The organism is Pseudomonas sp. GD03903, assembly GCF_029840045.1.
Taxonomy (GTDB): Bacteria; Pseudomonadota; Gammaproteobacteria; order Pseudomonadales; family Pseudomonadaceae; genus Pseudomonas; species Pseudomonas pseudonitroreducens.
Map to the genome: position 1 here is coordinate 104,863 of NZ_JAOCBT010000022.1, position 22,716 is coordinate 127,578.

Genomic DNA, 22,716 nt, shown 5'->3' on the forward strand with positions numbered 1-22,716 from the left:
AGTCAGATGGATTTGCCGATGTCGACGGAGCTGACGCGGGTCAGCTCCACGCCATCCACCACCATTTTCCATTGAGTACCGTCCCGATAGGGCGGCTTCGAGACCTTGAAGTGAGTGTCGAAGAAGCCGACGCCCACGGTGAACCCATCGGCGTCGTAGCTCTTGATCGGCGCCTCGATGGAACGCGAGCCGCCACCCGAGAGGCGTTTGTAGGCAACGCGCCCATCCGCCGTGATGAGCAGGCTCATTTGGGCCGAGCGCCAATCCCCGACGTACGACTTGTGGTCCTGAGGCACCGGCTCGCTACAGGCCACCAGCCAAAACGCCAGGCTCAGCGCCGCGATCTTCTTCCACATGCCTCCCCTCCTTTTCATGGGTTCGCCGCGCCGAGGAAGTGCAAGACATCCATCACGGGGCTGACTTGGCGTTACTATCGCAGCTTGTCCGCCCCCATTGTTCAATGATGACCATACCCTCCCCGTTCAAACCCGCCTGGTGGCTACCCGGCCCGCACCTGCAGACGCTCTATGGCTCGCTCCTGCGCAAGGCGCCCAGTCTCCAGCGCACCCGCGAGCGCCTGTGGCTGGACGATGGCGACTTCATCGACCTCGACTGGCATGGCCCGCACGAGGCGGGTACGCCGCTGGTGCTGGCGCTGCATGGGCTGACCGGGTCGTCCTCCTCGCACTACATCCTCGGCCTGCAGCAGCAACTCGCCGCGCAGGGCTGGGCCAGCGTCGCGCTGAACTGGCGCGGCTGCTCGGGGGAGTCGAACCTTTTGCCGCGCGGCTACCACTCCGGCGTCAGCGAGGATCTCGCCTCGGTGGTTGCCCACGTCCGCGCCCAACGGCCGATGGCGCCGCTCTATGCAGTGGGTTACTCACTGGGTGGCAATGTGCTGCTCAAGTACCTGGGCGAATCCTCGGAGAGTTGCCCGCTGAAAGGCGCGGTCGCGGTGTCGGTGCCGTTCCGCCTCGACCAGTGTGCGGATCGCATCGGCATCGGCTTCTCCAGGGTCTACCAGGCGCACTTCATGCGCGAGCTGGTGGCCTACGTGCAGACCAAGCGCCAGGCCTTCGCCGCCGGCGGCCACGCGGAAAACCTCGCTGCGCTGGAGCGCCTCGGGCCGCTGGACGGCATGCGCACCTTCTGGGACTTCGACGACCGGGTGACCGCGCCGCTGCATGGGTTCGCCGACGTGCACGATTACTACCGGCGTGCCTCCAGCCGCTATTACCTGGGCGGCATCCGCGTGCCGACGCTGGTCATCCAGTCCAGCGACGACCCATTCATCCATGCCAACAGCGTGCCGCAGCTGGACGAGCTTTCCGCGTCAACGCAGCTGGAACTGCTCGCCCACGGCGGCCACGTCGGGTTCATCGGCGGCTCCCCCGCGCGCCCGGACTATTACCTGGAGCGCCGCATTCCGCAGTGGCTGCGCGAACGACGGGAAGCCTGACTGCGCTGGATCAGCCCAGTAGAACGGGAATGAGGCAGACTGGAACTGCACCAGGAAGGAAACGCCAGAAAGGAGCGCCGCCATGCACGACACACCGCTGACGATTCTGCAAAACCCGCCGCTGAGCAATGCTCAGTGCGCCGCTATCGCCGCGCTTTACCGCGCCGTGGGCTGGGGCTCTCCCGGCACTACCGCGGAACTGCGCGATCTCTACGAATACTCCAGCTACTTCCTGCTGGCCCTGGACGGTGAACAGGTAGTCGGCCTGTTGCGCGCGGAAAGCGAAACGGCGCAGACCACCTGGCTGGCGGAGATAGCCGTGCTGCCGAGGCTCCAATTGCGTGGCACGGGCCTGGCGCTAATGGCGCGTTTCCTCGCCGATCACCCTGACCGCACGCTTTATACCGATGCCACCGAGGGGGTGGAGGAGTTCTTCCTGCGCCACGGCATCGCCCTGCGCCGACCGCGGGTGCCGGGACCACGCCAGGTGGATGCATGACCTTCCGGCCCGACCATTCGGCGGATAACGCTGGCGCGTGATGCGCCCTACAGGGGGGCTCGGCGTAGGGCGAATAACCGGTCACGGTTATCCGCCGATGGAATATCAGCCTTCCAGCGGCACATACAACCGATCGAACACCGCCGCCACCGCCTCGCGAAACGGCGGGGCGATGTGCCCGCTTTCCAGCGCCAGCACCTGATAGATGCCACGGCGCATCAGCGCTTCGCTGAGATCACTGGCTACTTCACGGGTGGTACACAGGTAACGCACCCAGGAGGTGAGGATGATCCAGGCGTTCAAGGTCAGCGCTTCGAGCTGCGGTTCGTCCATCTGCAGGATGCCGGCGTCGACAAAGCCCCGGTAGATCGCCTTGGCGTTGTCCATGGCGCGGCGGGCAAAGGAGCGATAGGCGGCGGCCAGCTCCGGGTCGGAATCCAGCAGGTGCTCAAGGTCGCGGTGCAGGAAGCGGTAGTGCCACATCGCGGCAAGCAGCGCCTCGAGGTAGAAAGTCTTGTCTTCCACCGTCAGCGCGCGCCCCTCGGGCAGGTGCAGGAACTGGTCGACGTGGCTTTCGTACTCGGCGAACAGCTGGGCGATGATCACCTGCTTGTTGCGGTAGTGGTAATACAGATTGCCCGGCGAGATGCCCAGGTGTGCGGCGATGTGGTTGGTGGTGACGCTGCGCTCGCCCTGGGCGTTGAACAGCTCGAGGCTGGCCTGGGCAATGCGGTCACGGGTATTGATGCGTGGTGCCATTCGCGAAACTCATCGAAGCGGATTGCGCGGACGCAAAGGTACACCGATTGCTACCACCTGACACAACTCCGGGGTGCGCCCAACTTTTCGTTGGCTGGGCCTGGCGGCGCGGAAACGGCATGCTGATTGACACTCTAGAGCAATTGCTCTAAAAAACCAGCGACAGTATAAAAACGCGAAGCATCCGAGATCCTTGTGTGAATCCCCGGAGAGCTTCCCCACCCGCTTCCGCCAGGAGCCCGTCATGGTTGCCGATATCGCCTACCTGCAGCAGACCCAGCAGCAGATCAGCCAGCTGGAAACCCTTCTCGAACGCCAGCGCCAGGCCTATCGCGCGAACCCGATGCCGGACGCCGGCCAGCGCATCCAGTGGCTGAAGAGCCTCGCCAACCTGCTGGTGACCGAGCAGAAGGCGATCATCGACGCCATCAACGCCGACTTCAGCAACCGTTCCGCCGACGAGACCCTGCTCGCCGAAGTGCTGCCCAGCCTGCACGGCGTGCACTACGCCACCAAGCGCGTGAAGAAGTGGATGAAGCCCTCGCGTCGCAGCGTGGGCATGCAGTTCATGCCAGCCTCGGCCAAGGTCATCTACCAGCCGCTGGGCGTGGTCGGTGTGATCGTGCCGTGGAACTACCCGCTGTTCCTCGCCATCGGTCCGCTGACCGGCGCGCTGGCCGCCGGCAACCGGGTGATGATCAAGATGAGCGAATCCACCCCGGAATCCGCCCGCGTGCTGAAGGAACTGCTGGCCAAGGTCTTCCCCGAGGACCTGGTCGCCGTGGTGCAGGGCGAAGTGGACGTCGGCGTGGCGTTCTCCAAGCTGCCCTTCGACCATCTGCTGTTCACCGGCGCCACCAGCGTCGGCAAGCACGTGATGCGCGCCGCCGCCGAGAACCTCACCCCGGTCACCCTGGAGCTGGGCGGCAAGTCGCCGGCGATCATTTCCGCCAGCGTGCCGATGAAGGACGCCGCCGAGCGCATCGCCTTCGGCAAATCGCTCAACGCCGGGCAGACCTGCGTGGCGCCGGACTACGTGCTGGTGCCGCAGAACCGCGTCGACGAGTTCGTCGAGAGCTACCGCCAGGTGGTCCAGGGCTTCTTCCCGAAACTGGAGAACAACCCCGACTACACCGCGATCATCAACGAGCGCCAACTGGCCCGGCTGAACAGCTACCTCGCCGACGCCCAGGCCCGCGGCGCCACCGTCGTGCCGCTGTTCCCGCAGGCCCAGGGCCGCCGCCTGCCGCAGGCGCTGGTGCTGAACGTGAGCGACGAGATGAAGATCATGCAGGAAGAGATCTTCGGCCCGCTGCTGCCGGTGATCCCCTACCAGAACCTCGACCAGGCGCTCAGCTACGTCAACGAGCGCGACCGCCCGCTGGCGCTGTACTTCTTCGGGTACGACAAGCGCGAGCAGGACCACGTGCTGGCCCAGACCCACTCCGGCGGCGTGTGCCTCAACGACACCCTGCTGCACGTCGCCCAGGACGACATGCCCTTCGGCGGCGTCGGCCCCTCCGGCATGGGCCATTACCACGGCCACGAAGGCTTCCTGACCTTCTCCAAGGCCAAGGGCGTGTTCAGCAAACCGCGCTTCAACGCCGCGCGGGTGATCTACCCGCCCTACGGTAAATCGCTGCAGAAGCTGGTCTACAAGCTGTTCATCCGCTGACCGGTTCCCTATCAACTCCAGGTGAAACAATAAGAATGACAGACACCTCCCTGAGCGCGCCGGGACTCTCCCGGCGCGGCGTGCTCAAGATCGGCCTGCTGGGTGGCGCCTTCCTCGCCACGGCCGGCGTCACCGCCAGCCTCAGCGGCTGCTCCGCCAGCACTCCGGCCAGCGGTTACGCCGTGCTGCGCGAGTCCGACCTGCCGTTCCTGCGCGCGCTGATCCCGGTGATGCTGGCCGGCGCCGTGCCCGCCGAGCGCATGGCCGAGGCGGTCAAGGGCACCATCCAGAGCCTGGACAACAGCCTGAACCACCTCTCCCCGGAAATGCTCAAGCTCACCGTGCAACTGTTCGACGTGCTCGCCCTGCCGATCACCCGCGGACCGCTCACCGGCATCTGGGGCAGCTGGGACAACGCCAGCGCGCAGGACGTGCAGAACTTCCTGAACCGCTGGCAGAACAGCTTCATCTCCCTGCTGAAGATGGGCCACAGCTCGCTGCTGCAACTGGTGATGATGGCCTGGTACAGCCGCCCGGAATCCTGGGGCCACTGCGGCTACCCCGGCCCGCCGAAGATCTGATTCCGCCAGAACAACAAGAATTCGCCTGAGAGATTTCCGATGCCCGTACCCGATCTGTTCGCCGAGGGCCTGGCCCGCGGCTGGAAAGTCCACAACGGCTCGCGCCTGGACAAGGACCTGACTCTGGAAGCCGACGTGGTGATCGTCGGCACCGGCGCCGGCGGCGGCACCACCGCCGAAACCCTCAGCGCCGCCGGCTACAAGGTGCTGCTGGTGGAAGAAGGCCCGCTCAAGACCAGCAGCGACTTCAAGATGCAGGAAGCCGACGCCTACCCGAACCTGTACCAGGAAGGCATCGGCCGGATGAGCAAGGACGGCGCCATCACCATCCTCCAGGGCCGCGCCGTGGGCGGCACCACCCTGGTCAACTGGACCTCCAGCTTCCGCACCCCGGAGCCGACCCTGGAACACTGGGCCAAGGAGCACGGCGTCAAGGGCCACAGCGTCGCCGAGATGGCGCCCTGGTTCGAGAAGATGGAACAGCGTCTGGGCGTCGCGCCCTGGATCATGCCGCCCAACGCCAACAACGATGTGATCCGCAACGGCTGCGAGAAGCTCGGCCTGCACTGGAAAGTCATCCCGCGCAACGTCCGTGGCTGCTGGAACATCGGTTACTGCGGCATGGGCTGCCCGACCAACGCCAAGCAGTCGATGCTGGTCACCACCATCCCGGCGACCCTAGAAAAAGGCGGCGAACTGCTGTTCCTCGCCCGCGCCGATCGCCTGCTGCACGACGGCAACAAGGTCAGCGGCCTGGAGTGTTCGGCCATGGACGAGCGCTGCGTCGCTCCCACCGGCCGCAAGATCACCATCAAGGCGCGTCACTACGTGCTCTCCGGCGGCGGCATCAACACCCCGGCGATCCTCCTGCGCTCCAAGGCACCGGATCCGAACGGGCGTGTTGGCCAGCGCACCTTCCTGCACACGGTGAACTTCAGCGCCGCGCTGTTCGACGAAGTGATCAACCCGTTCTACGGTGCGCCGCAGTCGATTTATTCCGACCACTTCCAGTGGGACGACGGCGCCACCGGGCGCATGTCCTACAAGCTCGAAGTGCCGCCGCTGCAACCGGCACTCAGCGCCACCCTGCTCGGCCGCTTCGGCGAGGACAACGCACTGCGCATGGAGCAGTTGCCGCACACCAACGTGATCCTGGCGCTGATGCGCGACGGCTTCCATCCGGACAGCGCAGTGGGCTCGGTCAGCCTGCGCGGCGACGACACCCCGGTGCTCGATTACCAGATGACCGACTACACCTGGGACGGCATCCGCCGCGCCTTCCACACCATGGCCGACATCCAGTTCGCCGCCGGCGCCAAGGCGGTGCTGCCGCTGCATGCCGACGCCGACTATGTGAAAACCGCCAAGGATGCCCACGCGCTGATCGACAGCCTGAGCCTGGAGCTCTACCGCACCCGCCTGGGCAGCGCCCACGTGATGGGCGGCTGCGCCATGGGCGAGGATGCGAAGCAATCGGTGTGCGACAGCCTCGGCCGCCACCACCAGCTGGAGAACCTGTCGATCCACGACGGCTCGCTGTTCCCCACCAGCATCGGCGCCAACCCGCAGCTCTCGGTCTACGGCCTCACCGCGCAATTGGCCGATGCGCTGGCCAAGCGGCTGGGCAAGGCCTGAAGCGACTCCCGGACCATCCGCGTGAGATGGTTCTTCGTAGGAGCGAGCTTGTGACCCACAGGGATGTGGGGAATGCCGTTATCCGTAGGGAATGGATTCGGCCTCGCGAACATTCTCCCCTGCGGGGCTGGTTCGCGAGCAAGCTCGCTCCTACAGGGGGGTTCCTTGCGAAAATCCGTGCACAGGCTCTGGCACGCGGCCTGTACGTGACTCGTCGGTCTTTCGCCGGTTATCTCAGGTAGTCCGCTCACAGAAGCACTACCAAGGTCGCTTGGCCCGAGGAACATGCTGCGTTACCATCCGCCCGCTATTGCACCAGCCTGCCAACAAGAGCCGACCAGGACGCCGCGATGAATCGAGTGCTGTACCCGGGTACCTTCGACCCCATCACCAAAGGCCATGCCGATCTGGTCGAACGCGCCTCGCGACTGTTCGACCAGGTGATCATTGCCGTCGCCGCCAGCCCCAAGAAGAACCCCCTGTTCCCCCTGGAACAGCGCGTAGAACTGGCCCGCCAGGTCACCTCGCACCTGCCCAACGTGGAAGTCGTCGGCTTCTCTTCGCTGCTCGCCCATTTCGCCAAGGAGCAGAACGCCAACATCCTGCTGCGCGGCCTGCGCGCGGTGTCGGACTTCGAGTACGAGTTCCAGCTGGCCAACATGAACCGCCAGCTCGCCCCCGACCTGGAGAGCATGTTCCTCACCCCGTCGGAGAAGTACTCCTTCATCTCCTCCACCCTGGTGCGCGAGATTGCGGCGCTGGGCGGCGACATCACCAAATTCGTCCATCCCGCGGTGGCCAGCGCCCTGGCCGAGCGCTTCAAGCGCTGACCGCACGGCCGCCAGGGAAGGCGGCAACCTCCCCGATTCCAGCGCCCTCCGGCGGGGCCGCGTGCAACGCACGCGCCAATACGGCACAATTTCACCATTGTTGCTACCGAGCGCCGTGGCTGCCGCCATGGTTGGAGTTGTTCGATGTCCCTGAAAATCACTGACGATTGCATCAATTGCGACGTCTGCGAACCTGAGTGCCCCAATGCCGCGATCTCCCAGGGCGAGGAGATCTACGTCATCGACCCGAACCTGTGCACCGAATGCGTCGGCCACTACGACGAGCCGCAGTGCCAGCAGGTCTGCCCGGTCGACTGCATCCCCCTCGACGAAAGCAACGTCGAGAGCAAGGATCAGCTGATGGAAAAGTACAAGAAGCTCACCGGCAAAGCCTGACTTCGCGCGTCTCGACACTTTTTCATTGAGTTCTCACAAACGCGGGGCGTCGTGGATTGTCTATCCTCCACCTTCGCCCCGTTTGGTTTTCCAGCCGGCCCTGCCGGCGGTTCGTGAGATGCCATGTCCCTGTTGAACTCCCGCTCCCGCGCCTCCCTGCTCGGCTTCTGCAGCCTCCTGCTGCTGAGCTTTGCCCTGCACGCAGCGGAGCATCCGGCCCAGGCCAGCGTCGCCACGGCGCACCCGTCTGCCACCGTGGCAGGCCTGGAAACCCTCGCCGACGGCGGTAACGCCTTCGACGCCGCCGTGGCCATCGCCGCGGCCCTGGCAGTAGCCGAGCCCTATGGCTCGGGCCTGGGCGGTGGTGGCTTCTTCCTGCTGCGCAAGGCCGGCAGCCCGCCGACCTACCACTTCATCGACGCCCGCGAGCGCGCCCCGCTGGCCGCCAGTGCGCGGATGTACGAGCGCAACGGCAAGGTCGACCCACAACTGTCGCTCAATGGCCCGCTGGCCGCCGGCATTCCCGGCCTCCCCGCCGCCCTGGCGGACATCACCAGCCGCTACGGCCGCAAGACCCTGGCGAACAACCTCGTGCCGGCGATCCGCCTGGCCACCGACGGTGTGTCCATCGACCGCGTCTACATCGACCGCGCCTCCTGGCGCCTGGACGCGATGCGCAAGGACCGCGAGACCGCGCGCATCTTCCTCGACCAGGGCAACCTGCCCGAGGAATACAGCCTGATGCGCCAGCCGCAGTTGGCCAACACTCTGGAGAAGCTGGCGCGCTACGGCCGCACTGGCTTCTATGAGGGCGAGACGGCGGCGAAACTGGTGGAAGGCGTGCGCGCCGCCGGCGGCATCTGGAGCCTCGAAGACCTCGCCAGCTACCGCACCGTCGAACGCCCGGCGCTGCGCTACCCGCTGGCCGACGGGCGCGAACTGATCAGTGCCCCGCCGCCCTCCGCCGGCGGCATCGCCCTGGCGCAAAGCCTGGGCATGCTGCAGCAGCTGCCCTGGCAGAAGGCCGAACCGGTGCAGCGCGCGCACTACGTGGTGGAGGTCCTGCGCCGCGCTTACCGTGACCGCGGGCTGCTGGGCGACCCCGATCGGGTCGCCAACCCGGTCAACCAGTTGCTCGCGCCGGACTACCTGAAGCGCCTGGCCGCCGGCATCGACCCGCAGCGCGCCACACCCAGCTCCAGCTTGCCGCCGGCGCCGGCCTGGCGCGAGGGCGATCACACCACTCACTTCGTGGTGATGGACGCCGACGGCAACGCCGTGGCCGCCACCCTGTCGGTCAACCTGCCGTTTGGCGCAGCTTTCACCGTGCCCGGTACCGGCGTGCTGCTGAATGACGAGATGGACGATTTCGCCACCGACCTCGGCGGCGCCAACGCCTATGAGCTGACCGGCACCCAGGCCAATGCCGTGGCCGCCGGCAAGCGGCCGCTGTCGAGCATGAGCCCGAGCTTCATCGAGAGCCCGGGAGAACTCGCGGCCTTCGGCACACCCGGCGGCAGTCGGATTCCCAGCATGGTGCTGCTGGCGATGCTCGATTACCTGGATGGCAAGCCGGTGCAGCGCTGGGTCTCCTCGCCGCGCTACCACCACCAGTACCTGCCCGACGTGATCGAGCACGAGCCGCGCGCATTCAGCGCCGCCGAAATGGCTGACCTGCAGCGTCGTGGCTACACCCTCAAGGATGTCGGCCGCGCCTACGGCAACCAGCAGGTGCTGCTGTGGAACAAGAAGTCCGGTGAGGTGCAGTCCGCCAGCGATCCGCGCGGCATCGGCCTGGCTACCGAGCTGGCGGCGCCACTGCGCTGATCAGGGAAGGATGAGCCCCGGCGTTTCGTCCTCGCCCGGCTCGAACAGGCCATGCTCGGTGCCCAGCTGCAGCACGTTGCGCAAGCTCTGGATGATCCGGCTGACATAGCCCAGGTCGTTCATCAGCGAGCTCATCTGCAGGCCGTCCAGCTCGTGCCGGCGTACGGCGGCGAACAGCCGCTGGCGGAAGGCGCCGTCGAACTCGGCGGCGCTTTCGTCGAGCAACTGCAGGCGCGCCGTCAACGCCTCTGCCGGCAGATCGCCGCCAATCAGCGAACCCAGTGCGCGCACTTCCCGCAGCATCGCGATCAGGTGGCGGCGCAGCTCGACATAGGTATCGCGTAGCGCCGATGGCTCGCCGTGCAGGGCCTGCCCGAGGTTCTTCTGCAGATGCTTGGCGTCCTTCACCGCATCCACCAGCTGCAGCGCCACCACCTGGCAGGACAGCCAGAAGCGCTGGTGCTCCTCGTCAAGAGGCACTTCGAGGCGCCCCATGAAGCTCAGCAGATCGCCATAGACCCCCTTGATATGACGCTGGTAGAGCACTTCCGCGCCCAACGCATGGCGATCGGGCGCCGCGCGCAGCTCGTTCTCGTCGATGCGCGGCTGGCTGAGCATATCCACCGGCAGGTAGAGCGCGTGGCAGATCACCTCGATGCTCAGCCGGCCCAGGTGCCGCAACTCCTGCAGGACCGCACTGGCGGCGGCGTCGGCGGAATCCAGCGCGCGTTCGTTGAGGTAGCGCGCATGGGTGCGCTCGATGGACGGCAGGGCCGGCGCCATATCGGTGATCAGTACCGCCGGCTCTTCGACTTCCGGCAGCCAGCGCACCAGCGCCTTGGCCAGCGCGCCCTGGATCGGCCAGAAGAGCGCCACGCCCATGCCATTGAACAGGGTGTGGAACAGCGCCAGCTGGATCATCGGGTTGTCCGCCAGCCCCAGCGGCGTCACCAGCCAGTGCACCAGCCAGGTCAGCGGCGCGAGCAGGATGAACGCAAGGACCCCGGTCACCACGTTGAACAGCACATGCGCCAGTGCCAGTCGCTGGCCGCTGCGGTTGCCGCCCAGGGAGCCGACGAAGGCCGTGGTCACGCTGCTGCCGACATTCGAGCCGATGGCAATCGCCAGACTCTGGCCCAGCTCCAGTTGGCCGCCGGCCAGCGCTGCGAGGGTCAGCATCAGCGTGGCGTGGCTGGACTGCAGGACCACGGTGATCAGCAGGCCGAAGGTGACGAACAGCAGCGCACCGAGCAGCCCGTCCGAGCGCAGCGCGCTCATGTCCATGGCATCACCGAAGCTGCCGAAGCCGTCCTTGATCTGGTCAATGCCCAGGAAGATGAAGGCGATGCCCAGCAGGATGCGTCCGGCGGCCTTGCTCTTGGCGCCGTTGAAGCCCAGCAGGATGCCGAACACCAGCAAGGGCAGCGCCAGTGGGCTCAGGCTGAGGTTCTGCCCGGCCAGCGCCAGCAGCCAGATACCGCTGGTGGCGCCCAGGTTGGCGCCGAACAGGATCGCGATACCACCCGCCAACTGGATCAGCCCGGTGCTGATGAAGGCGATGGTAAGCAGGGAAACCAGGGTGGAGGATTGCAGCAGGAAGGTGCCGAAGAGGCCGAACAGCAGGCTCTTGCCGCGAGTGGAGGTGCTCTTCTCCAGCCAGCGCTCGAGCTGGCTGCCGGCAAGATCGCGCAGTCCTTCTTCCAGGCACTGCATGCCGAACAGGAACAGCGCCAGGCCCGCTCCCAACTGCAGCAGGCCGGCGCTGGACCAGAAGGTGTAGCCCAGGATGACAGCGACCAGCAGCAGAAGCAGCGGACGCAGATGCTTCTTCAGGCTGCTCAGGTGCATGGGCTACCCATGGAATTCACCCAGCAAGCCGGGTGGGCGAGGCGGCCACGCCGCCCCGGAACAGGACGACGGATCAGTCCTTCTTGTAGCCGCTGGTGGTGCAGCCCAGGCAGCGCACGAAGGCGGCCTTGCCTGGATCCACCACCAGCGCCTGGCCTGCTTCCTTGACGTTGCCGCCTGCCGCGCTGAACGGCAGGGTCACCACGAAGGCGGCAGTGCCCACCACGGTGGCGGCGATCAGGAGCGGGCGGGCGATGAGCAGGTCGCCCATCATCGCGTAGGCCGGCGGGGCTTCGACGGTGTAGGTCGGGTCGCCGCTGACGTTGCTCACCGCATCCTGGGCAACAGCCGGCAGCACCGAGAATGCACAGGCCAGTGCCATTGCAGTGGCGGTGGTGCGGAACAGGGTCATGGAAGGAAGTCCTTTTTTGTTTAGTTGGGCAGGCAGACTGCCATAACTATAACAGCGCTCCATGACTTGTCGCGTGACAGCCTTCAATCACCGAAGAATGCGTATTCGGGCTTTTTCGGTACAAAAGGCCTGTAGAAGGCCAGCATCCGTTCCAGGTCGGCGGACTCGTTGCCCGTGGGCCAGAACGGTTCGCCAATGACGATCCGCCGGCCCGGGTAATCCAGCGCTGCCAGCACGATCGGTACGCCCGCGCCACGGGCGATGTGGTAGAAGCCCATTTTCCAGCGTTCAACCTTCTTGCGCGTGCCCTCCGGAGAGAGGATCAGCATCATCTCGCGGTTGTCGCGGAAGGCCTGGATCGCCTGGTCCACGGTATTCAGCTTGAGATGGCGCTGGATCGGGATGCCGCCCCAGCGACGCAGCAGGCCGCCGAAGGGCGCGCGAAAGATGGTGTGCTTGCCGAACCAGCGGGCATTCAGGCGCAGTACGAACTTGACCGCCAGGAACAGGACGAAATCCCAGTTGGACGTGTGGTGCGCGCCGATCACCACGAACTTGTCGAGGGGCGGCAGCGCACCTTCGATGCGCCAGCCGGCCACACGCAGCATGCTGTGGCCGAGCGCCTCGGCGAACGGGTTGCGGGGCAGATAGTTGCCGGACATGAATCACCTGTAGGCCCCTCGTCGGGGGCCATTGTTGTTATGGCAGAAGGTGGGGTGGCAGATCGGGGCGGCAGCTTAACGGCGGCCCCGCAGCCTCAGCGTTGGCAGCGCGGACAGTAGACGCTGGCGCGCTGGCCGAGGCGCACTTCGCGCAGGGTCGAGCCGCAGACCTTGCAGGGTTCGCCTCCGCGCCCGTAGGCGAAGAGCTCCTGCTGGAAGTAGCCCGGTTGGCCGTCGCCGCCGACGAAATCGCGCAGCGTGGTGCCGCCGCGCTCGATGGCGATGGCGAGGATGCGCTTGATCTCCTGGGCAAGCTTCGCGTAGCGCCCCCGCGAGATGGTCCCGGCCTCGCGGCGCGGGTCGATGCCGGCGGCGAACAGCGCTTCGGTGGCGTAGATGTTGCCCACGCCGACCACCACCGCGTTGTCCATGATGAAAGGTTTTACCGCCATGCTGCGGTTGCGCGACAGCTGGAACAGGCGTTCGCCCTCGAAGGCGTCGGTCAGCGGTTCCGGGCCGAGATGGCGCAGCAGCTCATGCTCCAGCGGCGTCAGACTCCAGAGCAGCGCACCGAAGCGGCGGGGGTCGGTGTAGCGCAGCGCCATGCCCGACTCCAGCTCGATATCCACATGCTCGTGACGCGCTGCAGGCGTGCCGCACTCCACCAGGCGCAGGCTGCCGGACATGCCCAGGTGGCTGATCAGGGTGCCCACCTCGGCATTGAGCAGCAGGTACTTGGCGCGCCGCTCCACCCGCACGATACGTTGCCCGGACAGGCGCACGTCGAGGTCCTCCGGGATCGGCCAGCGCAACCGTCGCTCACGGACGATCACGCGGCTGACGCGTTGGCCTTCGAGGTGGGGCGCGATGCCCCGGCGGGTGGTTTCGACTTCGGGAAGTTCAGGCATGGATCACTACTGCATGGGAGCTTTCTGTAGGAGCGAGCTTGCTCGCGAACGAGTTCACCGGCAACACCCGCGTCAAGCAGGCTCGCGAGTAAGCTCGCTCCCACAACGGTATCGGGTCAGTCCAGCGCCCGGGCAAGCTGGATCAGATCGTCGCGCCATTCGGCCGCCTTGGGCAGCGCCAGGAAGGACGAATTGAGGAAACCTTCCCGCGCCTCATAGGTGAAGGGCTCACCCTGCGTATCCAGCACTTCGCCGCCGGCGCCTTCCAGCACGCCCTGCGCCGCTGCCGTGTCCCACTGGCTGGTGGGTGCCAGGCGCGGGTAGCAATCCGCCGAGCCTTCGGCCAACAGGCAGAACTTCAGCGAGCTGCCGATACTGGCCAGGTTCAGGTCGCCAAAGCGCTGCGCCAGGCCAGACAGCAGGCTCTCCTGCTGCGGGCTGGAGTGGCGCTTGCTGGCCACCACGGTGAAGACATCTTCCGGGCTGCTGCGCACCTCGATGGCCTCGGGCTCGCCGCCGCGCTCCTCGCGCCAGGCGCCCAGGCCAGTGCCGCCGTAGTAGCAGCGACCACTGGCGGGGATGCCGACCACGCCGAAGACCACGCGGCCGTGCTCGATGAGCGCGACGTTGACGGTGAATTCGTCGCTGCCGGAGATGAACTCCTTGGTGCCGTCCAGCGGGTCAACCAGCCACCAGCGGCTCCACTGCGCACGCAGCTCCAGAGGGATGTCGCAATCTTCCTCGGAGAGCACCGGCACGTCCGGCGCCAAAGCACGCAGGCCATCGGCCAGCAGGCGGTGGGCGGCCAGGTCGGCAGCGGTGACAGGCGACTCGTCGGACTTGCTCTGGACATCCAGATCGCCCCGCCAGAACGGCAGGATCACATCGCCCGCCTTGTGCACCAGGTCGATCACGGCAGGCAGAAAAGCATTCATCACGGCAGGAATTCCCCTCGTTGGGTCAGCAGGTCGCGCACCAGGTAGAGGGCGGCCAGGGCCCGTCCTTCGCTGAACTGGGCATTCTGCGCGAGGCTGGAAAGCTCGCGCAGGTTGATCTTGTCCACGCCCATCGGCTCGGGCTCGTCGCCAGGCAACGATTCCTCGTAGAGATCGCGGGCGAGTACCACCTGGATGCGCTGGCTCATGTAGCCGGGCGACAGCGACAGCTCGGTGATGTGCTCGAGCTGGCGGGCGCCGTAGCCGGCTTCTTCCTTCAGCTCGCGGTTGGCCGCTTCGAGGATGTCCTCGCCCGGCTCCACCAGGCCCTTGGGCAGCGACAGCTGGTACTCGTCGACGCCGGCGCAGTATTCCTCGACCAGCACGGCGTGGTCGGCGTCGAGCATGGCGATCACCATGACCGCTCCGTAGCCCTGCCCTTTGCCCACCAGGCGCTCGTAGGTACGCTCGACGCCATTGGAGAAGCGCAGTTGCAGCTCCTCGACGGCGAAGAGCCGGCTTCTGGCAACGATCTCTCGGGCGAGGACCGTGGGTTTCTGACGCATGGGGCGACTCCTGGGGGTGGCCGGGTCGGCTATGATAACCCGCCTTTTCCGATTCTCCGTGTCAGATATCGCGCCGATTCCGTCCACCGGCGGTGCAATTGCGACACCCTTTTGCGAAAGCCCCGCATGCCACGCCTGCCCTGGAACCAGATCGACACCGTACTGCTCGACATGGACGGCACCCTGCTCGATCTGCACTTCGACAACCACTTCTGGCTCGAACACCTGCCGCAACGCTATGCCGAGCACCATGGCATCAGCCGCGCCCAGGCGGACGCCGAGCTGCTGCCGCTGTTTCGCGACAATGCCGGCCAGCTCAACTGGTACTGCCTGGACTTCTGGAGCCGCGAGCTGAAGCTGTCGATCCTCGACCTCAAGCACGAGGTCGCCGACCTCATCGCCCTGCGCCCGGATGCCGACCTGTTCCTCGCTGAACTGCGCCGCCACGGCAAGCGAGCGGTGCTGATCACCAACGCTCACCGAGATTCCCTGTCGTTGAAGATGCAACGGGTGGAGCTGTCGCCCTGGTTCGACCGGCTGATCAGCTCGCACGACTACGGCTTCCCCAAGGAGGACCAGCAGTTCTGGCAAGCGCTGCAGGCGGACGTCAGCTTCGATCCCGCGCGCAGCCTGTTCATCGACGACAGCCTGCCGATCCTGCGCGCTGCGCGGACCTTTGGCGTCGCCCAGCTGCTGGCGGTGCGCCAGCCGGACAGCCGGCAAGGGCCGAAGGACACTGAGGAATTCGCCGCCCAGGAAGACTACCGGGCGCTGCTCGAAGGTTTGTGAACGCGGGTTGCAGAAACAGCGAGCCCGGCGCTGGGCCGGGCTCGTAGACCTCACTCCGGAATCCGCAGCACCTGGCCGGGATAGATCTTGTCCGGGTGGCTGAGCATCGGCTTGTTCGCCTCGAAAATCTTGTTGTAGAGGTTGGCGTTGCCGTACTCCGCCTTGGCGATGGCGCTGAGCGTATCGCCCTTCTTCACAGTGACGAAACGCGCTTCCGCAGCCGGTGTGGCGACCGTGATGTGATCTTCCACACCCGACACGCCAGCGACGTTGCCCAGTGCCAGCAGGATCTTCTCCTTCTCTTCCTGGCTGGCCACCTCACCGGTGGCGATCACCTTGTCGCCCTCGACGCTGACCTGGATATTCGGATTGCCCAGGCCGACCTTGGCAATGTGGTCCTTGAGCGATTCGGCGGCCTGCGCCTCCTGGCCCACAATGCTTTCCCAGAGTTTCTCGCCGGCTTCCTTAACGAACGCAAAAATGCCCATTTCCAACCTCCCTACGGTTACAGTGACAGGCGGCCGGCATTGGGCAGGCCGCGCGCCCCTGGAGTCTAGACGGCGACTTCCGCAGCGCCTGACGGAAAAGCCCTAATCCCGCCCCGACCCGACAGAACGCCCCCGGAGTCTTCCCGCCGATGGACATCAAGCAGCTGAAATTCCTCTGCGCCCTGGACGAGACACGGCACTTCGGCCAGGCGGCGGCGCGCTGCCATGTCACCCAGCCAACCCTGTCCATGCGCCTGCGCAGCCTGGAGGAAGAGCTGGGCCTGGAACTGGTGCGCCGCGGACAGCGCTTCGAAGGCTTCACCGAGGCCGGCGAACGCATTCTGGCCTGGGCCCGCAGCCTGCTTGCGGCCCACGATGGGCTCTACGCCGAGGCGGCCGCGTGCCGGGGCCAACTGGTCGGCACCTTGCGCCTGGGCCTGGTGCCACTGGCGGGGTTCGACCCCATGCAGTTGATCGAGCTATTTGCCCAGCGCCACCCGGAGCTGCGCTTCCAGCTGTTCGCCCTGAGCTCGGAGAAAATCCTCGAGGGCCTGGGCCGCAACCAGCTGGACCTCGGCCTGTCGTACCTGGATCGCCTCGACCGCGAGCATTTCGAAAGCCTCGAATTGGCCGCCACGCGCATGGGCCTGCTGCACGACCGCCGGCACTTCCAGATCGACAGTCCGACCCTGAGCTGGGACGCCCTGGCAGAACTGCCGCTGGGCCTGATGTCCGCTGGCATGCATTTCCGCCAGTCCATCGACCACGGCTTCCGCAGCCGTGGCCTGACGCCCCAGGCGCGCCTGGAGACCGACGCCGTGCACCAGTTGCTGCAGGCGGTGGAACGCGGGCTGTGTTGCGCGATCATGCCGCTGGGCAGCGGACTGGATGCCCAGGGCGAGCACTTCGTCCTCACCCCGATAGAGGACGCGCGCACCTTGTCGCCGCTGGGCCTCATCCTGCGCCGCAGCGACCCGCGCTCGGCGCTGGCCGAAGCCTGCTTCCGCGAAGCGGCGGCGCTGCTGGGCAGCGCAGGCGCCGACCGATAAAGCGCGTCTATCACTACATCGACAGCAGCCATTAGACGCTGTACCGGCATGGGCTTAGGCTGGTCCTATTACTAGAACCACAGGGCTCAGCCCATGCCTTGCCTGATCACCCGCCCGGCCAGCGCTGCGGTCCGGGACGCTGTCGTGCCTGCCGACGGCTACAGCTACGCCGAACTCACCCTGGCTGGCGACACCGGCAGTGCCGTGCTCGCCGGGGAAATCGCCCTGGCTATCGCTTACAACGGCCTCAGCCAGGCGGTCATGATGGTCTCGCCGAACGACCTGGAAGACTTCGTCCACGGTTTCAGTCTCGGCGCCGGCCTCATCGACTCCATCGACGACATCTATGACGTCAGCCTGACAACCCACGGCGACGCCATGGCCGCCGAGGTGCAGGTCAGTAACCGCGCCTTCTGGGCACTCAAGGACCAGCGCCGGCAACTGGCTGGCAACACCGGCTGCGGCCTGTGCGGTGTCGAGGCGCTGGACCAGGCGCTGCCGGACCTGCCGGTACTGGCGCCGGCTCCGCTGCCGCCCGCTGCGCACCTCGAGCACCTGCGTGAGCGGGTCAACGCCGTGCAGGAAATCGGCCGCCGCAGCGGCGCGCTGCACGCCGCGCTATTCGTCGATGCCGCGGGCGAGATACGCCTGTGCCGCGAAGACATCGGCCGTCACAACGCCCTCGACAAGCTGATCGGCGCGCTCAAGCGCCAGCGCCTGGACCTGGCTGGCGGCTTCGCCGTGGTCACCAGCCGCTGCAGCCTGGAGCTTATCCACAAGGCCGTGCGCGCCGGTCTGTCGACCCTGGTCAGCCTGTCCGCGCCCACCGCACTCACGGTGCAGTGGGCCCGCGAGCACAACCTGAACCTGATCCACCTGCCCCATCGCAGCGCGCCCCGCGTCTACAGCCCGGCTCCGCCGGCCGCCTGAACGTCCGCTTTCGAAAATAAAGAGACCCCATGAGCCTGCAGCAAGAGAATCCCCGCTACCAACCCTACAAGGGCGCCGCCGCCGGTTGGGGCGCGCTGATCAGCGTCACGCGCTTCTGGCTGGACAGCAAGCAGCCGTTCAAGAACCTCCGCGCCTTGCTCAAGACCAACCAGAACGGCGGCTTCGACTGCCCCGGTTGCGCCTGGGGCGACTCCCCGGAAGATGGCCGGGTGAAGTTCTGCGAAAACGGCGCCAAGGCAGTGAACTGGGAAGCCACCAAGCGCCGCGTTGACCCGGCCTTTTTTGCCCGCCACAGCGTCAGCTCGCTGCGTGAGCAGAGCGACTACTGGCTTGAATACCAGGGCCGCCTGACCGACCCGATGCGCTACGACCCGGCCTCCGACCGCTACCAGCCGATCGCCTGGGACGACGCCTTCGCCCTGATCGCCCAGCACCTGAACGCGCTGGAAAACCCCAACCAGGCCGAGTTCTACACCTCCGGCCGGGCCAGCAACGAGGCGGCCTTCCTCTACCAGTTGTTCGTCCGCGCCTTCGGCACCAACAACTTCCCGGATTGCTCGAACATGTGCCACGAGGCCAGCGGCGTGGCCCTGGGCCAGAGTGTTGGCATCGGCAAGGGCACCGTGACCTTCGATGACTTCGAGCACGCCGACGCGATCTTCGTCTTCGGCCAGAACCCCGGCACCAACCACCCGCGCATGCTCGAACCGCTGCGCGAGGCGGTGAAGCGCGGCGCCCAGGTCGTCGCCTTCAACCCGCTGAAGGAGCGCGGCCTGGAGCGCTTCCAGCACCCGCAACACGCCCTGGAAATGCTCACCAACGGCTCCGAGCCGCTGAATACCGCGTTCTTCCGCCCAGCCCTGGGTGGCGACATGGCCGCCGTGCGCGGCATCGCCAAGTTCCTCCTGCAGTGGGAGCGCGAAGCCCAGGCCAAGGGTGAGCCGGCCGTCTTCGATCATGAGTTCATCGCCGAGCACACCCAGGGCGTCGATGCCTACCTGGCCAGCGTGGACGACACCAGCTGGGAGCACATCGTCCAGCAGTCGGGCCTGAGCCTCGGGGAGATCGAACAGGCCGCCATCATGTACCGCCGCGCCGAGCGCGTGATCGTCTGCTGGGCCATGGGCATCACCCAGCACCATCATTCAGTACCGACCATCCAGGAACTGGTTGCCCTGCAATTGCTGCGCGGCAACGTCGGTCGCCCCGGCGCCGGCCTGTGCCCGGTGCGCGGTCACAGCAACGTGCAGGGCGACCGCACCATGGGCATCAACGACCGCCCGCCGGTGGCACTGCTGGACGCCATCGAACGACGTTTCGGCTTCAAGGTGCCGCGCGAGAACGGGCACAACACCGTCGAGGCGATCAACGCCATGCTCGATGGCCAGGCCAAGGTCTTCATCGGCCTGGGCGGCAACTTCGCCCAGGCGACCCCGGATAGCCCGCGCACTCATCAGTCCTTGCGCAATTGCGCGCTGACCGTGCAGATCAGCACCAAGCTCAACCGCAGCCACCTCACCGTCGGCCGTGACGCGCTGATCCTGCCGTGCCTGGGCCGTACCGACATCGATCGCCAGACCGAAGGCCCACAGGCGGTGACCGTGGAAGACTCCTTCAGCATGATCCACGCGTCCTTCGGCCAGTTGGAGCCATCGTCGAAACAGATGCGCTCGGAGCCCGCGATCATCGCCGGCATCGCCAAGGCCACCCTCGGCAACCACCCGGTGGATTGGGACGCGATGATCGCCAACTATGACCGCATCCGCGACCTGATCGCCGACACCATCCCCGGCTTCAGCGACTTCAATCGCCGCGTGGCCAACCCGGGCGGCTTCCACCTGGGCAACTCGGCCGGTTCGCGGCGCTGGAACACCGCCAGCGGCAAGGCCAACTTCCACCACCACCCGCTGCCGGCGGACCTGGTCCACGCGAAGATCCGCGAGACCGGTCAGGAGCCGCACCTGATCCTGCAGACGCTGCGCTCCCACGACCAGTACAACACCACCATTTATGGCCTGGACGACCGCTACCGCGGCGTGCGCGGCCACCGCGAGGTGGTGTTCGCCAACGAGGCCGACATCCGCCGTCTGGGCTTCGAGCCGGGCGAGAAGGTGGACATGGTGTCGCTCTGGTCCGACGGCGTGGACCGTCGCGTCAATGGCTTTACCCTGCTGGCCTACGACATCCCCGCCGGCCAGGCTGCGGCTTACTATCCGGAAACCAACCCGTTGGTGCCGCTGGACAGTCACGGCGTCGGCAGCCACACGCCCACCTCGAAGTTCGTCGCCATCCGCCTGGAGAAGGCGCGGCCGAGCCAGCGCATCGCGTGATGCTCTTCACGGCGCGCCCACTGGAGCGCCGTCCACCTTCCGGTTCGCGAGCAAGCTCGCTCCTACAGAAAAGCCGCAGCTCTTTGTAGGAGCGAGCTTGCTCGCGAAGTCTTTTTAAGCGCGCACGAAAACATCGTCCTGCGAAAAATCCACAGGGCTCACATCACGCAAGAAGAGGCTGAAAGATAAACTCGGAAGGGCCAGGGCGCCTTTCGTGGAAAGCCATCATTTCAATGGCATTTTGTGAGAAAAACACATCAAAAGCGGAACCCTGGAATAACACTCAGACCGCCCAAAATCGAAAAAGTTCTGACCACAAATCAAATACTTGCATTATTTGATGAAAGTCGTGTTACTCGTCGGAACCCCCTTGTCAGAGCCTTCGCACGAACCGAGGATCGCCAGCAACATCCCCACAGAGAGATCCTCTCTATGAAGTACTCCTCGATGCTCCTGTTGTCTCTTGCGCTGGTCGGTGGCACCGCCTTCGCGGACGGCGACACCCGTGCCGGCGTCGGTGGCGCCCTGGGCGGGGTATTGGGCACTGCGGTCGGCCAGGCGGTCGGCGGCAGCACCGGCGCCGCCATCGGTGGCGGCCTTGGCGGTGCGGCAGGCGGCGCCATGGGCGCGCGCCACGGCAACAAGACCGAAGCCGCCATCGGCGGTGGCCTGGGCGCCGCCGGCGGCCAGGTGCTGGGCAACAAGATGGGTGGCACTACCGGCGGCCTGATCGGCGCGGCCCTGGGTGGCGGCGCCGGTGGCGCGCTGGGCAACCACTACGCCGACAGCAACCGTGACGACGATGACGACAACCGCGGCTACCGTCGCGCCCGTTACGACGATCACCGCCACTACGATCGCCGCTGGCACGATAACGGTCGCCATCGCGGCTGGTACAAACACAAGCACAAGCACCATCGCGACTGGGATTGATCCGCGGCAGCACTTACCGCGATCAGTCCACGGAAACGACGACTGACAGCCGGGCCTGATTGCCCGGCTGTTTTGTGTGCGGGACAATTCTCCCGATAATTCCTACATTCAGGTTCGCAACATGCGTAAGACTCTTTCTGTTCTGGCACTGGCCCTGCTGGCCAGCCACGCCGTGGCCGACGACACCAAATCCGCCATCGGCGGCGGTGTCGGGGGTGCGCTGGGTAACGTGGTCGGCGGCGCCCTGGGCGGTTCCACCGGTGCAGCCATCGGTGCCGGCGTAGGCGGTGCGGCTGGCGGCGCGATGGGTGCGAAGAACGGCAACAAGACCGAGGCGGCCATTGGTGGCGGCCTCGGTGCGGCCGGCGGCTCGGTGATTGGCAACAAGGTCGGCGGCTCCACCGGTGGCGCCATCGGTGCAGGCCTGGGCGGCGCAGCCGGCGGCGCGCTGGGCAACCATCTGGCCGATGACAACGATGATGACCATCACAGCAGCAACAAGAGTCATCACAAGGGCAAAGGCCACTACAAGCACAAACACAAGCATCACGACGACTGACAGATGCCTGTGTGAAAAAGCCCGCCTATTGGCGGGCTTTTTCGTTCAGGGCTTTGGTATCAGGCGCAGGCCGGCAAACAGGACAACAACGCCCCCAAATCGGCCGGCGGGCGCCGTTCTATGCGCCGGTATTCGCCACCATCGTCGGTGCGTGCGAGCCAGCCGCCATCCACCAGTGCGCGTCGCAGCAACAGGTGGTCGCCCAGGCGCTCCTGGACGCGCAACCGTTCGTTGAGCTCCCGCTCACTCCAGCGCTGCCGCGCCGGTAGCCGCGACCACAGCACCCACAGGCAGGCCTCGCGATGGCTGTGCTTCTTCGGCCAGCGCTGCAGGCAGCCGGCGTCATCGAAGTAGCGCCGCCATTGTTCGACACGGCGAAAGTCCACCACAGCCTCGGGCTCTGTTTCACGAGCCAGGCGCGCCTCGGCCTGGTGGCTGGCGCGCAGCGCCTGGTAGTTGCGGAAGCCCACCGCGCGGGCGAGCAGGTTGAGCAGTTCGACATGACCGGGGCGCTCGGGCGCTTCGTCGAGCTGGCGCGCCAGCGATTTCGCCAGGGCAGAGATATCAGGGGCGTGATAGGGCAAGCGTTGCCTGGACACAGTGCAATCCTCGTTGCGTGCCTAGA

24 protein-coding genes are annotated in these 22,716 nt (G+C 66.1%); 14 read left to right on the plus strand and 10 right to left on the minus strand.

All coding sequences use genetic code 11. The features are described from left to right. Positions 1–2: 2 nt before the first annotated feature. The gene (locus N5C91_RS26340) at positions 3–356 is read right to left on the minus strand and encodes a hypothetical protein (protein ID WP_236172764.1); all 354 of its coding nucleotides are present in this window, start codon (positions 354–356) and stop codon (positions 3–5) included. A gap of 107 nt (positions 357–463) precedes the next feature. On the opposite strand from N5C91_RS26340, the gene N5C91_RS26345 reads away from it, so the two are divergent. Continuing rightward, the gene (locus tag N5C91_RS26345; RefSeq protein WP_279833077.1) at positions 464–1,459 is read left to right on the plus strand and encodes a hydrolase; all 996 of its coding nucleotides are present in this window, start codon (positions 464–466) and stop codon (positions 1,457–1,459) included. Positions 1,460–1,541: 82 nt separating this feature from the next. Continuing rightward, a complete protein-coding gene (locus N5C91_RS26350; protein WP_169935018.1) occupies positions 1,542–1,958 on the plus strand; it encodes a GNAT family N-acetyltransferase in 417 nt (138 codons plus the stop codon). A gap of 105 nt (positions 1,959–2,063) precedes the next feature. Here the strand turns inward: N5C91_RS26350 and N5C91_RS26355 are convergent, their stop codons facing one another. Continuing rightward, positions 2,064–2,717 carry a TetR/AcrR family transcriptional regulator gene (locus N5C91_RS26355; protein WP_236172766.1) on the minus strand — a complete coding sequence of 218 codons (654 nt, stop codon included), beginning with the start codon at positions 2,715–2,717 and terminating at the stop codon, positions 2,064–2,066. Between the two features lie 244 nt (positions 2,718–2,961). Between N5C91_RS26355 and N5C91_RS26360 the strand changes: the two genes are divergently transcribed. From N5C91_RS26360 to N5C91_RS26385, 6 genes are all read left to right on the plus strand, one after another. Then, on the plus strand, positions 2,962–4,392 hold the full coding sequence (locus N5C91_RS26360; RefSeq protein WP_279833083.1) for a coniferyl aldehyde dehydrogenase: 1,431 nt from the start codon (positions 2,962–2,964) through the stop codon (positions 4,390–4,392). A gap of 35 nt (positions 4,393–4,427) precedes the next feature. Beyond that, positions 4,428–4,973, plus strand: coding sequence for a twin-arginine translocation pathway signal protein (locus N5C91_RS26365; RefSeq protein WP_236201270.1), 546 nt, complete (start codon positions 4,428–4,430; stop codon positions 4,971–4,973). A 39-nt stretch (positions 4,974–5,012) separates the two neighbouring features. Beyond that, positions 5,013–6,608 (plus strand): GMC family oxidoreductase, encoded by a 1,596-nt coding sequence (locus N5C91_RS26370; RefSeq protein WP_279833086.1) that lies wholly within the window; start codon positions 5,013–5,015, stop codon positions 6,606–6,608. A gap of 350 nt (positions 6,609–6,958) precedes the next feature. Further along, positions 6,959–7,438 carry a pantetheine-phosphate adenylyltransferase gene (coaD, locus tag N5C91_RS26375; RefSeq protein ID WP_184590535.1) on the plus strand — a complete coding sequence of 160 codons (480 nt, stop codon included), beginning with the start codon at positions 6,959–6,961 and terminating at the stop codon, positions 7,436–7,438. A gap of 144 nt (positions 7,439–7,582) precedes the next feature. Next, complete coding sequence (locus N5C91_RS26380; protein WP_017521427.1) at positions 7,583–7,834, plus strand: YfhL family 4Fe-4S dicluster ferredoxin; 252 nt, start codon at positions 7,583–7,585, stop codon at positions 7,832–7,834. A 123-nt stretch (positions 7,835–7,957) separates the two neighbouring features. Further along, the gene (locus tag N5C91_RS26385; protein ID WP_279833091.1) at positions 7,958–9,661 is read left to right on the plus strand and encodes a gamma-glutamyltransferase family protein; all 1,704 of its coding nucleotides are present in this window, start codon (positions 7,958–7,960) and stop codon (positions 9,659–9,661) included. Here N5C91_RS26385 and N5C91_RS26390 read toward each other — a convergent pair whose 3' ends face one another. The 6 genes from N5C91_RS26390 to nudE all read right to left on the minus strand — a co-directional run bounded on the left by N5C91_RS26390 (position 9,662) and on the right by nudE (position 14,992). After that, positions 9,662–11,509: a Na/Pi symporter gene (locus N5C91_RS26390; RefSeq protein WP_279833092.1), complete on the minus strand. Its 1,848-nt coding sequence runs from the start codon at positions 11,507–11,509 to the stop codon at positions 9,662–9,664. 73 nt (positions 11,510–11,582) lie between these two features. After that, entirely contained in the window at positions 11,583–11,921 is a 339-nt protein-coding gene (locus tag N5C91_RS26395; RefSeq protein ID WP_236172771.1) for a multidrug transporter, read from the minus strand. 83 nt (positions 11,922–12,004) lie between these two features. Beyond that, on the minus strand, positions 12,005–12,583 hold the full coding sequence (locus N5C91_RS26400) for a lysophospholipid acyltransferase family protein (protein ID WP_236172772.1): 579 nt from the start codon (positions 12,581–12,583) through the stop codon (positions 12,005–12,007). A gap of 95 nt (positions 12,584–12,678) precedes the next feature. Beyond that, positions 12,679–13,491, minus strand: a complete 813-nt coding sequence (mutM, locus tag N5C91_RS26405) for a bifunctional DNA-formamidopyrimidine glycosylase/DNA-(apurinic or apyrimidinic site) lyase (protein ID WP_279833095.1) — start codon at positions 13,489–13,491, stop codon at positions 12,679–12,681. Positions 13,492–13,607: 116 nt separating this feature from the next. After that, positions 13,608–14,426, minus strand: a complete 819-nt coding sequence (gene cysQ / locus N5C91_RS26410) for a 3'(2'),5'-bisphosphate nucleotidase CysQ (RefSeq protein ID WP_279833096.1) — start codon at positions 14,424–14,426, stop codon at positions 13,608–13,610. Continuing rightward, the gene (gene nudE / locus N5C91_RS26415; protein ID WP_236172775.1) at positions 14,426–14,992 is read right to left on the minus strand and encodes an ADP compounds hydrolase NudE; all 567 of its coding nucleotides are present in this window, start codon (positions 14,990–14,992) and stop codon (positions 14,426–14,428) included. The genes cysQ and nudE overlap by 1 nt, the downstream gene beginning before the upstream one ends. A 126-nt stretch (positions 14,993–15,118) precedes the next feature. Between nudE and yrfG the strand changes: the two genes are divergently transcribed. Next, positions 15,119–15,781 (plus strand): GMP/IMP nucleotidase, encoded by a 663-nt coding sequence (yrfG, locus tag N5C91_RS26420; RefSeq protein WP_236172776.1) that lies wholly within the window; start codon positions 15,119–15,121, stop codon positions 15,779–15,781. Positions 15,782–15,831: 50 nt separating this feature from the next. Here yrfG and lysM read toward each other — a convergent pair whose 3' ends face one another. Beyond that, positions 15,832–16,269, minus strand: coding sequence for a peptidoglycan-binding protein LysM (lysM, locus tag N5C91_RS26425; RefSeq protein ID WP_037018714.1), 438 nt, complete (start codon positions 16,267–16,269; stop codon positions 15,832–15,834). 149 nt (positions 16,270–16,418) lie between these two features. Here lysM and N5C91_RS26430 point away from each other — a divergent pair, with 149 nt between their 5' ends. From N5C91_RS26430 to N5C91_RS26450, 5 genes are all read left to right on the plus strand, one after another. After that, positions 16,419–17,318, plus strand: a complete 900-nt coding sequence (locus tag N5C91_RS26430) for a LysR family transcriptional regulator (RefSeq protein ID WP_279833100.1) — start codon at positions 16,419–16,421, stop codon at positions 17,316–17,318. A 93-nt stretch (positions 17,319–17,411) separates the two neighbouring features. Further along, a complete protein-coding gene (gene fdhD / locus N5C91_RS26435) occupies positions 17,412–18,248 on the plus strand; it encodes a formate dehydrogenase accessory sulfurtransferase FdhD (protein ID WP_236172778.1) in 837 nt (278 codons plus the stop codon). Between the two features lie 29 nt (positions 18,249–18,277). After that, positions 18,278–20,599 (plus strand): FdhF/YdeP family oxidoreductase, encoded by a 2,322-nt coding sequence (locus tag N5C91_RS26440; RefSeq protein WP_236201262.1) that lies wholly within the window; start codon positions 18,278–18,280, stop codon positions 20,597–20,599. Positions 20,600–21,031: 432 nt separating this feature from the next. Then, on the plus strand, positions 21,032–21,532 hold the full coding sequence (locus N5C91_RS26445) for a hypothetical protein (protein WP_236172780.1): 501 nt from the start codon (positions 21,032–21,034) through the stop codon (positions 21,530–21,532). A 121-nt stretch (positions 21,533–21,653) separates the two neighbouring features. Beyond that, positions 21,654–22,091 (plus strand): glycine zipper domain-containing protein, encoded by a 438-nt coding sequence (locus N5C91_RS26450; RefSeq protein WP_169935034.1) that lies wholly within the window; start codon positions 21,654–21,656, stop codon positions 22,089–22,091. A 59-nt stretch (positions 22,092–22,150) separates the two neighbouring features. Here N5C91_RS26450 and N5C91_RS26455 read toward each other — a convergent pair whose 3' ends face one another. Continuing rightward, complete coding sequence (locus N5C91_RS26455) at positions 22,151–22,690, minus strand: DUF2087 domain-containing protein (protein ID WP_279833101.1); 540 nt, start codon at positions 22,688–22,690, stop codon at positions 22,151–22,153. Between the last annotated feature and the right edge of the window lie 26 nt (positions 22,691–22,716).

Coding starts and splice junctions, on each gene's coding strand:
- N5C91_RS26345 (WP_279833077.1), top strand. CDS start 464: ATGACCATACCCTCCCCGTTCAAACCCGCCTGGTGGCTACCCGGCCCG.
- N5C91_RS26340 (WP_236172764.1), bottom strand. CDS start 356: ATGTGGAAGAAGATCGCGGCGCTGAGCCTGGCGTTTTGGCTGGTGGCC.
- N5C91_RS26350 (WP_169935018.1), top strand. CDS start 1,542: ATGCACGACACACCGCTGACGATTCTGCAAAACCCGCCGCTGAGCAAT.
- N5C91_RS26385 (WP_279833091.1), top strand. CDS start 7,958: ATGTCCCTGTTGAACTCCCGCTCCCGCGCCTCCCTGCTCGGCTTCTGC.
- N5C91_RS26365 (WP_236201270.1), top strand. CDS start 4,428: ATGACAGACACCTCCCTGAGCGCGCCGGGACTCTCCCGGCGCGGCGTG.
- N5C91_RS26445 (WP_236172780.1), top strand. CDS start 21,032: ATGAAGTACTCCTCGATGCTCCTGTTGTCTCTTGCGCTGGTCGGTGGC.
- lysM (WP_037018714.1), bottom strand. CDS start 16,269: ATGGGCATTTTTGCGTTCGTTAAGGAAGCCGGCGAGAAACTCTGGGAA.
- nudE (WP_236172775.1), bottom strand. CDS start 14,992: ATGCGTCAGAAACCCACGGTCCTCGCCCGAGAGATCGTTGCCAGAAGC.
- N5C91_RS26380 (WP_017521427.1), top strand. CDS start 7,583: ATGTCCCTGAAAATCACTGACGATTGCATCAATTGCGACGTCTGCGAA.
- N5C91_RS26400 (WP_236172772.1), bottom strand. CDS start 12,583: ATGTCCGGCAACTATCTGCCCCGCAACCCGTTCGCCGAGGCGCTCGGC.
- N5C91_RS26395 (WP_236172771.1), bottom strand. CDS start 11,921: ATGACCCTGTTCCGCACCACCGCCACTGCAATGGCACTGGCCTGTGCA.
- cysQ (WP_279833096.1), bottom strand. CDS start 14,426: ATGAATGCTTTTCTGCCTGCCGTGATCGACCTGGTGCACAAGGCGGGC.
- N5C91_RS26355 (WP_236172766.1), bottom strand. CDS start 2,717: ATGGCACCACGCATCAATACCCGTGACCGCATTGCCCAGGCCAGCCTC.
- N5C91_RS26390 (WP_279833092.1), bottom strand. CDS start 11,509: ATGCACCTGAGCAGCCTGAAGAAGCATCTGCGTCCGCTGCTTCTGCTG.
- N5C91_RS26370 (WP_279833086.1), top strand. CDS start 5,013: ATGCCCGTACCCGATCTGTTCGCCGAGGGCCTGGCCCGCGGCTGGAAA.
- coaD (WP_184590535.1), top strand. CDS start 6,959: ATGAATCGAGTGCTGTACCCGGGTACCTTCGACCCCATCACCAAAGGC.
- N5C91_RS26450 (WP_169935034.1), top strand. CDS start 21,654: ATGCGTAAGACTCTTTCTGTTCTGGCACTGGCCCTGCTGGCCAGCCAC.
- yrfG (WP_236172776.1), top strand. CDS start 15,119: ATGCCACGCCTGCCCTGGAACCAGATCGACACCGTACTGCTCGACATG.
- N5C91_RS26430 (WP_279833100.1), top strand. CDS start 16,419: ATGGACATCAAGCAGCTGAAATTCCTCTGCGCCCTGGACGAGACACGG.
- N5C91_RS26440 (WP_236201262.1), top strand. CDS start 18,278: ATGAGCCTGCAGCAAGAGAATCCCCGCTACCAACCCTACAAGGGCGCC.
- mutM (WP_279833095.1), bottom strand. CDS start 13,491: ATGCCTGAACTTCCCGAAGTCGAAACCACCCGCCGGGGCATCGCGCCC.
- fdhD (WP_236172778.1), top strand. CDS start 17,412: ATGCCTTGCCTGATCACCCGCCCGGCCAGCGCTGCGGTCCGGGACGCT.
- N5C91_RS26360 (WP_279833083.1), top strand. CDS start 2,962: ATGGTTGCCGATATCGCCTACCTGCAGCAGACCCAGCAGCAGATCAGC.